The following is a 14,223-nucleotide window of genomic DNA, read 5'->3' as shown; positions in this document are numbered from 1 at the left end:
CTTACACCACCTTCGCATCTTTGAGCCTGGCGATCTCGTCCGCGCCGAAACCGAACTCCTTCAGCACCTCATCGGTCTGCTCGCCGAATTCCGGCGGCCGCGCCACCATCTTGCTCGGCGTGCGCGACAGCGTGACGGGCTGGCCGACCAGGCGGATGTGGCGGTCCTCGTCGTTCGGCACGTCCTGCGCAATGCCGAGATGCTTGACCTGGGCGTCCTCGAACATCTGATCGATGGCATAGATCGGCCCGCAGGGCACGCCGGCCTCGTTGAACTCCCTGACCCAGGTTTCGGTCGACTTCGTCACAGTGCGCTTCTCGATCTCGGCGTTGAGCGCGTCACGATTCTTGGAGCGGGCAGGCGCGGTCGCATAGTCGGGATGGCTGTAGAGCTCAGGCGCGCCGACCGATTGTGCGCAGCGCTCCCAGATCCGCCCGCCTGTCGTGGCGATGTTGATGTAGCCATCGGAGGTCTTGAACACGCCGGTCGGGATGCTGGTCGGGTGGTTGTTGCCGGCCTGCTTGGCCACCTCCTTTTCCATCAGCCAGCGCGCGGCCTGGAAGTCGAGCATGAAGATTTGGGCTTGCAACAATGAGGTCTGCACCCACTGGCCTTTGCCCGAGACTTCGCGCTCGAGCAGCGCGGTGAGGATGCCCATGGCGCAGAACAGGCCCGCGGTGAGGTCGGCAACGGGAATGCCGACCCGCATCGGGCCTTCGCCCGGCGCGCCGGTGATCGACATCAGCCCGCCCATGCCCTGCGCGATCTGATCGAAACCCGGCCGCTTGTGATAGGGGCCATCCTGGCCGAAGCCGGAGATGCTGCCATAGACGATGCGCGGATTGATCTCGCGCAGACTTTCGTAGTCGATGCCGAGTTTCTTCTTCACGTCGGGTCGGAAATTCTCGACCACGACGTCGGCCTTGGCGGCGAGACGCTTGAAGACGGCAAGCCCGCGCTCGTCCTTCAGATTGAGTGTCATCGCCCGCTTGTTGCGGTGCAAATTCTGGAAGTCGGACCCCCGCCTAGGTCCGCCCGGCTGCTCGCCGCCCGATTCCTCGGTCAACGCATCGATTTTGATCACGGTGGCGCCCCAGTCCGCGAGCTGGCGCACGCAGGTAGGCCCGGAGCGGACGCGGGTCAGATCGAGCACGGTGAAGCGCGACAGGGCTTCCGAGGCATGCGGAAAGGGCATCTTGAGTGGCTCCGGGACAGATTGCGGACCCCACCATAGTGCCGAAAGATCATGCGGCAAGTCCGGTCCGGCGCCGATGCCGTCTGCCAAAATGCGATGCCTGACGTTCTCTGTCGCGATGCGTGCGGAGATCAGCGCGACAGGCGCTTCAGCTCTGCGCGCGCCTGCTCGGCCAGCGGATCATCGCCGTGGCGGGCGATGAAGAGCTCGAACGCCTCCGGCGTCCCCTTCCGGCGGGCGAGCTCATATTCCTCGGCAACCGCCGTCGCAGGGTCGCGGGCCGGTGGAACCGAGGGCGCGCGCCGCGCGTTGCCGCCTTCGTCCGCGCTGGCTTTTTCGACCATGACAGGCAGTCCTCCGAAGGGCAGGTGATCCAGCCCGGAAAGCGCCACCAGGGCAGCGAACAGGCCGGCCGAGAGCGGGAATAGTTTCATGATTTCCCTTGCAAATCACGATGGCCTGCCGGAACCAGCATCGTTGCCGCCGACGGTATGGCTACGGGATTTGATGTCTAACACGGCATTATGGAAGAGGTCCGGCCGGGTCGCCAAATTTTAACCAAACGCATAATTCCCAAGCTAAAATCACCTGTCCGCACCCCGAATCGAACGGGGCTCACTGCTTCGGAGCTTCCCTTGGCCACCTCTGTCAACGTCAGTGCGACCAACAACGCAGATATCGACGGCCTGCTGGCGGGCACCAAATGGTCAGGCACGATCAGCTACAGCTTTCCCGACTCGCCCAGCGACTACGTCAATCCTTACTCCGGCGGCAACGGCGAACCGACCACTTTGGGCTTTGCCTCTGCGCCGAGCCAGATGCAGGCGGCGATCAATTACGCGATTGCGCTGATCCAAAGCTACACCAACGCCAGCATCACATATAACGGCACGAACAGCGCGGACATCATGATCGCGCAGTCGCCGGCGGCCAACCCGACGTCCTACGCCTATTACCCCGGCAACTACGCGGCCGGCGGCGACGTCTGGTTCGGGACTCAAAACAATTATTCGCTGGCATCACTCGGCAACTACTATTTCACGACCGCGCTGCACGAGCTCGGCCACGCCTTCGGTCTCAAGCACAGCAACGAGACCACCGGCGGTGTCGCCAATGTCGCGGTGCCGAGCGCGCATGACGACAGCGAATACACCGTCATGAGCTATCGCAGCTATGTCGGCGGTCCGACGACCGGTTACAGCAACGAGGCGTACGGATATCCGCAGACCTATATGGCCAACGATATCCTCGCGCTCCAGACGCTGTACGGCGCGAACTATGCGACCCAGAGCGGGGCTACCGTCTACACCTGGAGCCCGACCACGGGGCAGGAGTTCATCAACGGGGTCGGGCAGCTGGCGCCGGGCGGCGGCGCCGGCGGCTCGGCCAACCGCATCTACGAGACTGTCTGGGACGGCGGCGGCGTCGATACCTACGACCTGTCGAACTATACGACGAACCTCAGCATCGATCTCGATCCCGGCGCATCGTCGGTGTTCTCCGCCGTGCAACTGGCCAATCTCGGCAACGGCCACTACGCGTCTGGCAACGTCTACAACGCCTATCTCTACAACAACGACGCGCGCTCCTACATCGACAATGCCACCGGCGGCTCCGGCAACGACATCATTAACGGTAACGCCATCGCCAACGTGCTGAACGGCGGCGCCGGCAACGATACGATCACCGGCGGCGGCGGCAACGACACCATCATCGGCGGCGCGGGCACCGACACGGCGGTGTATTCGGGCAATGAGTCGAACTACGCCGTAGCGTACAATGCGAGTACGCAGACTTTCACCATCGCCGATCAGCGCACGGGCTCGCCTGATGGCACTGATACGGTGTCAGGTGTGGAGAACTTCCAATTCGCAGATGGCATCATCTCGAACAATTTCCTCGCCAATCCACCTGTCTCAATCGAAGCGGTCGGCGCTACAAGCCTGCTTCAGAGTGGCAGCAACTTCTACATGTCTCCGGTTGGCGGCGGTTCGCCCGTGGAGCTGAAATACACAAGCTCGCCGGTCGTGGCTGGTCAGTTCGGGGGCTGGACTCCGGTTGGCGCAGAACACGTCTCGTCCGGCTATGAGGTTGCCTGGCAGATCCCAGGCACGAACCAATTCACCGTCTGGACGACCGACAGCAGCGGCAACCTTATCAGCAGCACCGGAGCGATCGCTGGCACCAGCACGGCGCTGGAGCAAGCGGAGAGCAGCCTTCATCAGGATCTGAATGGTGACGGGACGATCGGCGTCTCGGTCACGACGATTGAGGCGTTCGGTACGACCAGCCTGATTGAGAACGGCAGCAATTTTTACATGAACCCGGTTGCGGGTGGGACCGGACCCGAGCTGAAATATGGTGGATCGGTGGTGGTGGCGGGACAGTTCGGGGCCTGGACGCCGATCGGCGCAGAGCAGGTCTCGTCCGGCTATGAGGTTGCCTGGCAGATCCCAGGCACGAACCAATTCACCGTCTGGACGACCGACAGCAGCGGCAACCTTATCAGCAGCACTGGAGCGATCGCTGGCACCAGTCCGACGCTGGAGCAGTTCGAGACCATTCTTCATCAGGATCTGAATGGTGACGGGACGATCGGCGTCCCGGTCACGACGATTGAGGTGTTCGGTACGACCAGCTTGATTGAGAACGGCAATTTTTACATGAACCCGGTTGCGGGTGGGACTGGACCCGAGCTGAAATATGGTGGATCGGCGGTGGTGGCGGGACAGTTCGGGGCCTGGACGCCGATCGGCGCAGAACACGTCTCGTCCGGCTATGAGGTTGCCTGGCAGATCCCAGGCACGAACCAATTCACCGTCTGGACGACCGACAGCAGCGGCAACCTTATCAGCAGCACCGGAGCGATCGCTGGCACCAGCACGGCGCTGGAGCAAGCCGAGAGCAGCCTTCATCAGGATCTGAATGGTGACGGGACGATCGGCGTCCCGGTCACGACGATTGAGGTGTTCGGTACGACCAGCTTGATTGAGAACGGCAATTTTTACATGAACCCGGTTGCGGGTGGGACGGGACCCGAGCTGAAATATGGTGGATCGGTGGTGGTGGCGGGACAGTTCGGGGCCTGGACTCCGGTTGGCGCAGAACACGTCTCGTCCGGCTATGAGGTTGCCTGGCAGATCCCAGGCACGAACCAATTCACCGTCTGGACGACCGACAGCAGCGGCAACCTTATCAGCAGCACCGGAGCGATCGCTGGCACCAGCACGGCGCTGGAGCAAGCCGAGAGCAGCCTTCATCAGGATCTGAATGGTGACGGGACGATCGGCGTTACTGCCTCGGCACCGTTGGCTGCGGTTTCGGCAGCCGGCAATTTCGCTGTCGCGACGAATGCCGCCAGCACTGCAAGCTTCCAGTTCGAACACCCGGACACGACGCCTGGCCTCAATCCAGCGGTGACCAATACATCGTCGCCCGCTGAGCAGCCGCACGATACGATCGGAGCCTTGACGTTGGCCCAGTTTCTGGCCGGTCTGCATCTCGATCATCCGCTGCTCGCCTGACGACAGGCGCCGGCTGGTTTGCCACGCGGGTCAGGTCTAGCTCGCAGAGCCGAAGCGGTCCTTGCTGTTGGCATTGTCGAACGGGCAAACGATCGGGATGTCGTTTAGCCGGATCGATTGCGGCCGGGCTATGGTGATCCCTGCATGTTGATTTCGACTTGAGGTGCCGCACCGCGATAGAATCTCTTTCGGCGCCAGCGATCGATTGGCTCTTGAACAACGATCTCGAAAAGCGCGGCGATGAGCGCTGAAAATGATAGCATCAGAATGAACATCCAAATGATTGCGGGTTGTGAAGCCGCGTCAGAACCACCCCAACGAGATGAGCACTTCGATCATCAGAACGTGCAGCAAATGTACCCCGTACGAAGCATCACCGAGAAAATTCGAGACTGGCTGGTCGGAGTGCTCGAAGGCCGTTGGCGTGATGATGGCGATAGCCGAAATCATCCCGAAGTCGGCCAAAATACTATTAAGCTAAAAGGCTACAAAATTGCTGACACAGAAGTAGACAGAGGTCGGCGGAAGCGGAGGACGTGCTGCCGATCCCGGCCATGTCAATTTATCGCGCAGCCTGAATAGCATTATCCCCGGGATAAAATAGCCGACTCGCGAATAAAACGGAAAATAGGCGCTTCTCCAATCCCCCGAGATCGTAAGGTGTGTTTTGACGGTGAACGATAGAAAGGCGAGGGCAACCAGCTGCCAATTGCGGTATTTCAGAAACAACATGGGGCCAGACCGGACACGGGCCAGATCGAGCACGGTGAAGCGCGACAGGGCTTCCGAGGCAGTGGAAAGATACAGGTTCCGGGGCAGATTGCGAGCCTACCATAGTGCCGAAAGATCATGCGGCAAGTCTGGGCCGGCGCGGATGCCGCCTGTCGAAATGCAATATATGACCCGGGTTGCTGTGCCGCGGGGCTAGCGCGACAGGTGTTTCAGTTCGGCGCGCGCCTGCTCGGCCAGCGGGTCACCGCCGTGGCGCGCAACGAAGAGCTCGAACGCCTCCCGCCGCGTTCCCTTCCGGCGGGTGGCTTGACTACTTTTCGCTTGCCCTCCAACTGGAATTGCTGTCTTCAACAGCAATCTGAGCGAGAGAACCGGCATATGCGCGTAATTATACTTGCGGGAGGGAGAGGAACGAGGCTCCTGGAAGAGACGGGTGTCCGTCCGAAACCCATGATCGAGATCGGCGGCAGGCCAATCCTTTGGCATATCATGAAGATCTATAGCCATTGGGGTTTCAACGACTTCGTCGTCTGCCTCGGTTACAAGGGCTATATGATCAAGGAGTATTTTTCGAACTACTTTCTGCATATGTCTGATGTGACGTTCGACATAGCGCGGAACGAGATGCTCGTTCATCGAAAGAGCGCAGAGCCCTGGCGCGTAACTCTTGTCGACACCGGTGAAAACACGCAGACCGGCGGACGCATCAAGCGGGCCTCCGAGTATTTGGGGGACGACGAGGTTTTTGCTCTGACCTATGGCGATGGAGTCTCGAACGTTGATATCAAGGCATCTTTGGCCTTCCACGCCGGACACCGGTCCCTCGCCACTGTCACGGCCGTGCGCCCTGCGCGCCGGTTCGGTGCAATAAGCGTCGAGGGCGATCGCGTCACGGCGTTCGAGGAGAAACCGGCGAACGACGGAAACCTGATCAATGGCGGGTTCTTCATTCTCAATCGCGGCGTCCTCGATCTGATCGACGGAGATGAAACCGTCTGGGAGCGCGGACCGATGGAAACTCTTTCCCGTCGCGGCGAGTTGCGTGCTTATATTCATGATGGTTTCTGGCATCCGATGGACACCATCCGGGACAAGGCCTTCCTGGAGGAATGCTGGGAATCCGGAAAGCCGGCCTGGAAGCTATGGTGATTGGCCGATCTTTCTGGAAGCACCGCCGGGTTCTGTTGACCGGTCACACCGGCTTCAAGGGATCTTGGCTGTCATTGCTCCTGGGTGAACTGGGCGCTGACGTCACCGGCATTGCGTTGGCGCCGGACTCCCACAGCCTTTTCGAATTGGCCGGGGTCCGGCGCAATATCCGCGACCTGCGCGTGGACATTCGGGATCGAGGAGCTCTTGCAAAGAACGTTGCAGAGACCCGGCCCGAAATCGTGTTTCACCTGGCCGCCCAGCCCCTGGTGCGAAGCTCTTATCGCGATCCCATCGAGACCTTCGAAACGAACGTCATGGGCACCGCAAACCTGCTCAACGCGCTCAGGTCATCGGCTGATTTGAAGGCCACGGTGATCATCACCAGCGACAAGGTTTACCGCAATGAGGAGTGGGCCTGGGCCTACCGGGAGACCGACGCGCTCGGCGGTCGCGACCCTTACTCGGCGAGCAAGGCCGCCGCGGAAATCATCACCGCGAGCATGTCTTCCAGCTTCTTCTCGGCGCACGCGCCGGTGGTAACAGCGCGGGCCGGAAACGTGATCGGCGGCGGCGATTTTGCGGTCGACCGGCTGGTCCCGGATATTTTCCGCGCGCTCCAGGAAAACATCCCCTTGCTGCTGCGTAACCGGATGGCTAATCGTCCTTGGCAGCACGTTATCGATCCGCTGCTGGGCTACCTTGTTCTCGCCGAGGCGATCGCAAGCGGTCGTTCGCTCCCTGACGCTTTTAACTTCGGTCCTTCAATCGATGATGTCATGTCAGTGGGCGAAGTGGTCGATCAGTTTTTAGCCGCGTTCGGGCGCCGCATTGATGTCGAGGCGGACAAAGGTGAAAAACCGCACGAAGCCATGTCGCTGCAGGTCGACGCGTCTAGGGCAAGGACCTTGCTCGGCTGGCGTCCTTTGCTTACCGTGAGCGAGGCCATTGCATCGGCCGCCAAATGGTATCGCGCGGCGGCCGAGGGTGAGGATCTGGCAGCGTTGACGCGCAGCGAAGTGCAAAAATTCATCGAGCGGGTCGGTGGCCGATAGTCCCATGGGAAACACCAGCGAAGCCCAGCAGCGCTGCGCGGCGATCCGCCGGAGAATTGCGGAAATGTCGCTTTCCGCCAAATCGGCCCATTTCGGCTCGTCGCTCTCCTGCGTCGAACTCCTCGACGCGGTTTTGGCGGCAAGCGATATCCGCGCTGACTCCGTCGAGAGAAACGACCGCGATCGGATCGTCGTTTCGAAGGGACACGCCGCGATGGCGGTCTATGCAACCTATGAGGCGTGGGGATTGGTTCCTGCGGACGCCATCGAGAACTACCTGAAGGACAAGTCCGACCTGTGGGGGCATGTGACGCGAACCCCGCTGTGCCCCGCCATCGATGCGTCGACGGGATCGCTCGGCCACGGACTAGGGCAGGCGGCGGGGAGAGCGCTCGGCGCCAGGCTTCGGGGATGGAAACATCGCACCTTTTGCGTCTTGTCCGACGGCGAATGCGACGAGGGATCGACCTGGGAGGCAATCCTGTTTTCCGCGCATTACAAGCTGGAGAACCTGACGGCGTTGGTCGACTTCAACAAGATTCAGAGCATTGGCAGTGTCTCCGACGTCATGGAGCTCGAGCCCTTCGCGGAAAAGTGGCGGTCCTTTGGCTGGCACGCGACTGAACTGGATGGCCATGATCATGCAAGCCTGTTGAACGCGCTGGAGATGCGACCGCAAAAGCCTCACGTCATCATTGCGCATACTGTAAAAGGGAAAGGCGTGCCTCACATCGAAGGCACCGTCGGTTCGCACTACATTCCTGCAACCGCGGCTGATCTCGCGTTGCTCAAGGCCGCGGAGGCTTCATGCGCAAGTCCATGATGCACGCAATCACGGATCACGCTGAGTCCGATCCGGACGTCGTCTTCCTCACCGGCGATCTTGGATTCTCGGTGGTGGAGCCGGTGGCGGAACTGCTCGGTCCCCGCTTCATCAATGCAGGCGTAGCCGAGCAGAACATGATCTCGGTCGCGGCCGGGCTGGCCGCATCCGGCTTGAAACCCTATTGCTACTCGATAGCGCCCTTCGTCACTGCGCGATGCTACGAGCAGATTCGCAATGACATCGGATATGAAGGTCGCCAGGTCATTCTCGTCGGCGCCGGTGCGGGCCTATCTTACGGCTCACTCGGTCCGTCGCACCACAGCTTGGACGACGCAAGCCTGCTTTCGAGCATTCCCGGCATGGCCATTTTGTCGCCAGCCAACGGAACCGAGCTTGCGGCGACACACGCCGCGCTTGTTCGTAGCGGACAGGCTGGATACATTCGTGTGGCGCGTGAGGACGGCCCGGATTTTGCGACGCCGTCCTTCTCTGGGCTTAACGAGTGTGCCCATAGGCTGAGTGAGGGAAAGGACGTCACGCTTGTCGCCAGCGGGCCGGCCGTTACGGCAGCGCTTGATGCTGCGCGGCAGATGGCCGAGCGTGGCGTAAGGGCAGGGGTCGTAAGCGTCCCCGTGCTGTTGCCGTTTCCGATCGAGACCCTCGATCGCATCCTTGGACCCGGCCCGATCGTCGCAGTGTTCGAGGGCTACACCGGCAATCCGCTTGAACTCGGACTTCGACGGCTCTTGATGGGAAGGCAGTCTTCCGTGCAACCCTTTGACGAAATTTCGGTGCCGCTTCGTTTTCCCAAATTGGTCGGCTCAACCGAAGCGCTTCGGCGGGATTTCGGTATCGACGCTCCTGCCATCGTCGAGCGTGTCCTCTTCCTTCTTGCCGCCAAATGAAGGCGCGTATTTCAATCCTGGGCGCGACCGGCCATATCGGCCGTGCGTTGGCCGATGTCTATGCCGCGAGAGAAGGATGTCAGCTTGCGCTGTTCTCGCGCCGGCCGAACGAAACGGCTGCAGCATTTGATGGACTGTTGCATGTGAGCCATCACGACATCAGCAATCTCGATCTGGGAGATGCCGATGTCGCCATCAACGCCGTCGGCATCGGTGATCCCGCTCAGGTTCCGATCAGGGGACATGAGATCTACCAGTTGGCCATGGAGTACGAGGACCGCATCGAAAGCGCACTCAGGGGCAATCCCGGCTGCCTCACGGTGTTCATTTCCTCGGGCGCCGCCTACGGAAAGCTCGGCGAGCCGGCCTGCGCAGTCACGCCGACGGTTCACCCCGTCAACTCGATACTTCCGGGAGAGTGGTACGGTTTGTCAAAACTCGCCGCGGAGCTTCGGCATCGCAGCCAAGTTTCGCGCCGCGTAGTTGACGTTCGCGTGTTCGGCTTCCTCAGCCCTCACCTCGATCTGAAGACAAAATACTTCATGTCGTCGGTCTATCAGGCGCTGCTGAGCGGCACACCGTTTGTGACCGATTCCAGTGATATGCATCGCGACTACATCGGCGCAAACGAACTTGTCTCGATGATTGATGGCGCGGCACGGCAGGAAATCGTCAACAGCGCGGTCGACACCTATACGACCCGTCCGGCGGGTAAATTTGACATTCTGGAGCGCCTCGGCCAACTCGGCCTCGACTGGCGGGTGTCCGAGCAGGCCGCTGTGGCGCAGGATCGCGTGTGGTATTCGTCCGAATGGCGCATGGCCGAGCAATTCGGCTATAGCCCTAAAAGGTCTAGCCTCGACGTGGTCGAGGCCGTCGCCCGCCAGCTTATGGCAAGAGATAAAAGATAGAGCGCTGGCGCGCCAGGGTTTCTGACGGATGGAGAGTTAACGATGCCGGGCGTGCCGATGCAAAGCCGCTTTCCATATCTGTGGCTGGCTGCGCAAAAAATGATGGGCGGGACGCGCGACAAATCCGGGCTCGTCCTCCGTCACTATTCGAGCCAGCGCCGCATCATCGAGATTGGCTGCTCGCTCGGAAATCTGTCGGACGCCTATCGCGAACTCGATGGGATTTCATATACCGGCATCGACATCGACAATTCGGCCATCGCAATCGCCAAGCAGCGCTTCGTCTCACAAGAGAACTTTCAATTCGAGGCAGTTCCGGTCGAAGAGATGGCTAGGCGAGGCGAGTCATATGATTACGTCGTGATCGCGGGAATACTTCACCATGTCGATGACCGGACCGCGATCGGGATCATCGAAAGCAGCTGGAAAATCACGGCGCAAGGGGGCTTGTTGATCGCCAGCGAACCGGAGGCCCTGCGACCGGCCGACAATACAATATTTCGTCTGTTCTATCGTCTCGAAGAAGGCCGATTCCTGAGAAGCCGGCGGCAGCTGGCCGGCTTGTTCGAGGCAGCGGGCGTGCCGGTCACGAGCCTGGAAGATCACCTTGTGTCGCCCGGTGTCGTGACGTGGCCGGCCGTTGCAAGGTTCAATCTGGTGCGGGCGGACCGGGCCGCTACTTAGCGGCTCGGGCCGTAAGAAAATGAGATTGGCCCAGAATCTTTGCGGCAGCGCCGTGCTTGACCAGGCGCTCAAGCGAGAGCAGGGGCCGAGCAAGCGGGGTCGGTAGGCCCGGCAGCAACAAGTCGGTGGTCTGCACCGTTACCTGCTCCCATCCGGCTGACTGTACGGCATCGCCGAGCTCGCCCGCATAGAACGCCATTTCCTCTGGTTCAAGTTTGCCCCACCGCCGGCCAATCGCAGTTCCGAACAGGAAGAGGCAGGCGGGGTGGGCGAGGTTCGGCTCGATAAAGGCAAGACCTCCGCCCGGTGTCGTCAATGCGCGCAGGCGAGCCAGCACCGCGACAAGATTGGGGCGGAGATGATGGAGAATTCCGTTCCCCATCACGAGATCGAAGGACCCGAGCGCGTCGAAATCCGGCGACCAGATATCAAGCACCCGATAGGACAAATTTGGCGCCGTGAAGCGCCGAGCGGCCTCGGTCACAAAGGCTCGGGAGAGGTCGACCCCGAGCACCTCTGCGCCAGTTGAGATTGCAACCGAATGAGCCGCGTCGCCAAGGCCGCAACCAAGTTCGAGAATGCGGGTCGCCGACAGATCGCGGGCGCGCGCCGAAAACCACTCGTAGCGGCGCCGTGCGCGCTCCGGCGTCGTCCCCACTGGCCGGAACACTTGGTTGAAGCCGCGCTCGTCCTGTAGTCCGAAAGACATGACGTCAGTTACTCGCCGTAAACGGCCCAAGCGCAATAGGGCTGATGCGGGTGGCGCCGCAGCGCAAGATTGTTGATGCCAAGAACCTCAAGCACGGCCAAGGTCTCGCCCGGGAAGTGCGGGCAGTTCAGTTCGTCGAAGACCAGAACCGAACCCTTGGTCAATCGCGGCTTGATCAGCGCAAGCGCATCCCGCGTGGGTTTGTAGACGTCCATGTCGAAGATTGCCATTGAGACCACGACGTGCTGGTTCTGCTGGAGCCAGACCGGGAGAGTTTCGGAAACATCTCCCTTGACGAGATGCCACTTGCGGATATGCGAAAGAGGGGCGTTACGCTCGTGCAGATCGAGCAATTCCCTCAAGGTCTCCTCATAACCGTCGGCGATCCGGTAGTCGCCCGCCTTGGTCAGGGGGCCATCCTTGGCATCGACGCCAGCGAATCCATCGAAAGTATCAAATCCGTAGATGTGCCGTGTATGGTTGTACGGTTCGTGGATGCCCCTCAGATTGATCAACGTCGCCATGCCGGCGCCGTACTGTACGCCGAACTCGCAGATCACGCCGGCGACCGGCACGATCTTGCGATAGAGTTCGTCCATATAGAGAAGGCGCGACAGCGCCTGTCGCTTGACGAATGCGTTGGCATGATAGGCCCATTGCGGGCCCGTGCCGTAAGCCCTTGTTTGGGCGAGAACGCGAAGTCGCTCATCTGCCTCCGACTCGGACGCCGAACGCTGAATGAATTCACCGCTCGTCTTGATGACGGCAGTGTTGGTGTCGGCAGTGGCGAGGGACTTATCATTAGGCATCTTTGGCCCTTCCATCGAGATCGGTCGTTCCGAAATTGATGCGCTCGCGCTCGAAAACGACCGGTTTCCTCCTGACCTGGCCATAGATGGCAAGGGTATATTCGCCGATCAAGCCGGCCACGATAAGCTGAACGGCGCCGAAGAAAAAGATCGCGGTAATGACCGTCACGATCCCGGGTTCGGCGGACGAACCGCTGTGCAGCCAAATCAGAAGAATGATAAACGCATAGAGCAAGGAGAGCGCTGCCAGAAAGAATCCAGCAAAAAGCACGAGCCGCACCGGCAACACCGTGAAGGTGACGAAGCCGTTGATGCCCTGGTCGAACAATCTCAGGAAATTGTTCTTCGAAATGCCGCGCTTTCGGGCCCGCCAGGTGTATTCAACGCCAATTGCTTTTCCTCCGCACTCGAAGGTCATCATCCGCATGAAAGGATGGACATCGTCGATTTTTCTCATGGCCTCGACGATGCGCCGATCGGCAAGCTGGAAGTCACCGACGCCGGGCGGGACGGCGAGGTCCGCCAGCGCGGTGAGAAGCCGATAATATGCGCGACGGATGTTGCGCAGGATCACTCCCTCTTCGCGGACCGCCCGGATGCCGTAGACAACGTCGTATCCGCTCTCCCACAATTTTACGAAATCCGGGATCAGTTCAGGCGGGTCTTGGAGATCGGCTACCATGCACAGCAAGATGGCATCGCCTGAAGCCGCCATTACGCCGTTGTAGTTGGAGCGCAGCGGCCCGAAATTCCGCGCGTTGACGATGATCTTTACGCTGTCGTCCCGGGCCGCGATTCCCTTGAGGATTTCAACGGTGCGGTCGCTCGACGCATTGTCACAGAAGATATGTTCGCGAGCGTAGCCCTTGAGCCGCGAATCGAACAACTCCCTGACTGCCTTCCAGCACTCTTCGACATTCAATTCTTCATTGTAGCAGGGCGTAACGATCGAGATCTTTTTCACGGTCTCTGCCCCACGACCACATAGGCGCCACACGCAATCCGCCGCAGCCCGGGAAGGCCCTCGACCAACGGCTCCATTTGCTTGAGCAGCCGGGCGGCTCCGTCGGGACAGAAGTAGGGAACAAGCCCGGAAAACGAACGGTGGACAATCTGCAAGCCGGCGTCCTTCATCCACCCGTCGATCGTGTGAGCGAAGAAGGAGCGCTCACCGTGCGCGCGGTGATAGGCAGAAAGCTTCTCAATCGCTTTCATAGCCGGATTCCAGCCGTTGGGCTCCAGCACCGCCACTATCCGCGAAACGCGCGCGGCCTCCTTGATTGCGGAACGCGGCTCGTCCATGTGATGCAGAACGCCGCGCAAGTGAGCGATATCGACTGCATCATCAGGCAGTGGAAGCGCGTACGCGCTCGCTGATGCAAATCGCAGCGGGCGTTCGCCTGCTCTACGGCGCGCGACCGGCATCGCCAGCGCCGCGGGATCAAATCCCAGAACCTCCGCGGTGCCGGCGGTGTCGTGCAATGTCACCGTCGCGGCGCCGTCACCGCAACCGATATCGACTACGCGGCGTCCGCGAAAATCCGTCGCGGACACCATGGCTCTGGTCTGCCGATCCATCGCGAAACGTGTCGATAATCGCTCGACGGTTGTGTAGACGTATCCACCCCTCTCCGCGACGTCGCGGTCAAATGGTACGTCTTCGGACGTGGACTCGGATCGCATCTGGACGCCGCCTGGGTGGGGAAGGATCGGATGTTCTGTTA

The 14,223-nt window shown here is 60.6% G+C and carries 13 protein-coding genes and 1 pseudogene; 7 read left to right on the top strand and 7 right to left on the bottom strand.

Going from position 1 to position 14,223, the window contains the following annotated elements:
* Position 1: 1 nt before the first annotated feature.
* Entirely contained in the window at positions 2-1,195 is a 1,194-nt protein-coding gene (locus tag ABIB73_RS18510) for a CaiB/BaiF CoA transferase family protein (RefSeq protein WP_354226016.1), read from the bottom strand.
* 131 nt (positions 1,196-1,326) lie between these two features.
* On the bottom strand, positions 1,327-1,629 hold the full coding sequence (locus ABIB73_RS18505) for a hypothetical protein (protein WP_354226014.1): 303 nt from the start codon (positions 1,627-1,629) through the stop codon (positions 1,327-1,329).
* Positions 1,630-1,830: 201 nt separating this feature from the next.
* On the opposite strand from ABIB73_RS18505, the gene ABIB73_RS18500 reads away from it, so the two are divergent.
* Positions 1,831-4,719: a M10 family metallopeptidase C-terminal domain-containing protein gene (locus tag ABIB73_RS18500; RefSeq protein ID WP_354226450.1), complete on the top strand. Its 2,889-nt coding sequence runs from the start codon at positions 1,831-1,833 to the stop codon at positions 4,717-4,719.
* A gap of 705 nt (positions 4,720-5,424) precedes the next feature.
* Here ABIB73_RS18500 and ABIB73_RS37610 read toward each other — a convergent pair.
* Positions 5,425-5,554: pseudogene (locus ABIB73_RS37610) on the bottom strand (CoA transferase); the annotation flags it as partial.
* A 275-nt stretch (positions 5,555-5,829) separates the two neighbouring features.
* On the opposite strand from ABIB73_RS37610, the gene rfbF reads away from it, so the two are divergent.
* Genes rfbF through ABIB73_RS18470 form a run of 6 tightly spaced genes read left to right on the top strand, consistent with a single transcriptional unit; the run spans position 5,830 to position 10,981 of the window.
* Positions 5,830-6,600 (top strand): glucose-1-phosphate cytidylyltransferase, encoded by a 771-nt coding sequence (rfbF, locus tag ABIB73_RS18495; RefSeq protein ID WP_354226448.1) that lies wholly within the window; start codon positions 5,830-5,832, stop codon positions 6,598-6,600.
* On the top strand, positions 6,561-7,655 hold the full coding sequence (rfbG, locus tag ABIB73_RS18490; RefSeq protein ID WP_354226012.1) for a CDP-glucose 4,6-dehydratase: 1,095 nt from the start codon (positions 6,561-6,563) through the stop codon (positions 7,653-7,655). Before rfbF ends, rfbG begins: the two co-directional genes overlap by 40 nt.
* Before the next feature lie 4 nt (positions 7,656-7,659).
* On the top strand, positions 7,660-8,478 hold the full coding sequence (locus ABIB73_RS18485) for a transketolase (RefSeq protein WP_502918438.1): 819 nt from the start codon (positions 7,660-7,662) through the stop codon (positions 8,476-8,478).
* On the top strand, positions 8,463-9,386 hold the full coding sequence (locus ABIB73_RS18480) for a transketolase family protein (protein WP_354226008.1): 924 nt from the start codon (positions 8,463-8,465) through the stop codon (positions 9,384-9,386). Before ABIB73_RS18485 ends, ABIB73_RS18480 begins: the two co-directional genes overlap by 16 nt.
* Positions 9,383-10,297: an NAD-dependent epimerase/dehydratase family protein gene (locus tag ABIB73_RS18475; protein WP_354226006.1), complete on the top strand. Its 915-nt coding sequence runs from the start codon at positions 9,383-9,385 to the stop codon at positions 10,295-10,297. Before ABIB73_RS18480 ends, ABIB73_RS18475 begins: the two co-directional genes overlap by 4 nt.
* Positions 10,298-10,339: 42 nt before the next feature.
* Complete coding sequence (locus ABIB73_RS18470) at positions 10,340-10,981, top strand: class I SAM-dependent methyltransferase (RefSeq protein ID WP_354226004.1); 642 nt, start codon at positions 10,340-10,342, stop codon at positions 10,979-10,981.
* On the opposite strand, the gene ABIB73_RS18465 is transcribed toward ABIB73_RS18470, so the two are convergent.
* Genes ABIB73_RS18465 through ABIB73_RS18450 form a run of 4 tightly spaced genes read right to left on the bottom strand, consistent with a single transcriptional unit; the run spans position 10,974 to position 14,182 of the window.
* On the bottom strand, positions 10,974-11,690 hold the full coding sequence (locus ABIB73_RS18465; protein WP_354226002.1) for a class I SAM-dependent methyltransferase: 717 nt from the start codon (positions 11,688-11,690) through the stop codon (positions 10,974-10,976). The genes ABIB73_RS18470 and ABIB73_RS18465 overlap by 8 nt on opposite strands.
* An 8-nt stretch (positions 11,691-11,698) precedes the next feature.
* Complete coding sequence (locus ABIB73_RS18460) at positions 11,699-12,499, bottom strand: class I SAM-dependent methyltransferase (protein ID WP_354226000.1); 801 nt, start codon at positions 12,497-12,499, stop codon at positions 11,699-11,701.
* Positions 12,492-13,463 carry a glycosyltransferase family 2 protein gene (locus ABIB73_RS18455; protein ID WP_354225998.1) on the bottom strand — a complete coding sequence of 324 codons (972 nt, stop codon included), beginning with the start codon at positions 13,461-13,463 and terminating at the stop codon, positions 12,492-12,494. The genes ABIB73_RS18460 and ABIB73_RS18455 overlap by 8 nt, the downstream gene beginning before the upstream one ends.
* Positions 13,460-14,182, bottom strand: coding sequence for a class I SAM-dependent methyltransferase (locus tag ABIB73_RS18450; RefSeq protein ID WP_354225996.1), 723 nt, complete (start codon positions 14,180-14,182; stop codon positions 13,460-13,462). Before ABIB73_RS18450 ends, ABIB73_RS18455 begins: the two co-directional genes overlap by 4 nt.
* Between the last annotated feature and the right edge of the window lie 41 nt (positions 14,183-14,223).

It is taken from the genome of Bradyrhizobium sp. F1.4.3, from assembly GCF_040548375.1.
Lineage (GTDB): Bacteria > Pseudomonadota > Alphaproteobacteria > Rhizobiales > Xanthobacteraceae > Bradyrhizobium.
This window is presented reverse-complemented; position numbering and strand designations above follow the sequence as displayed.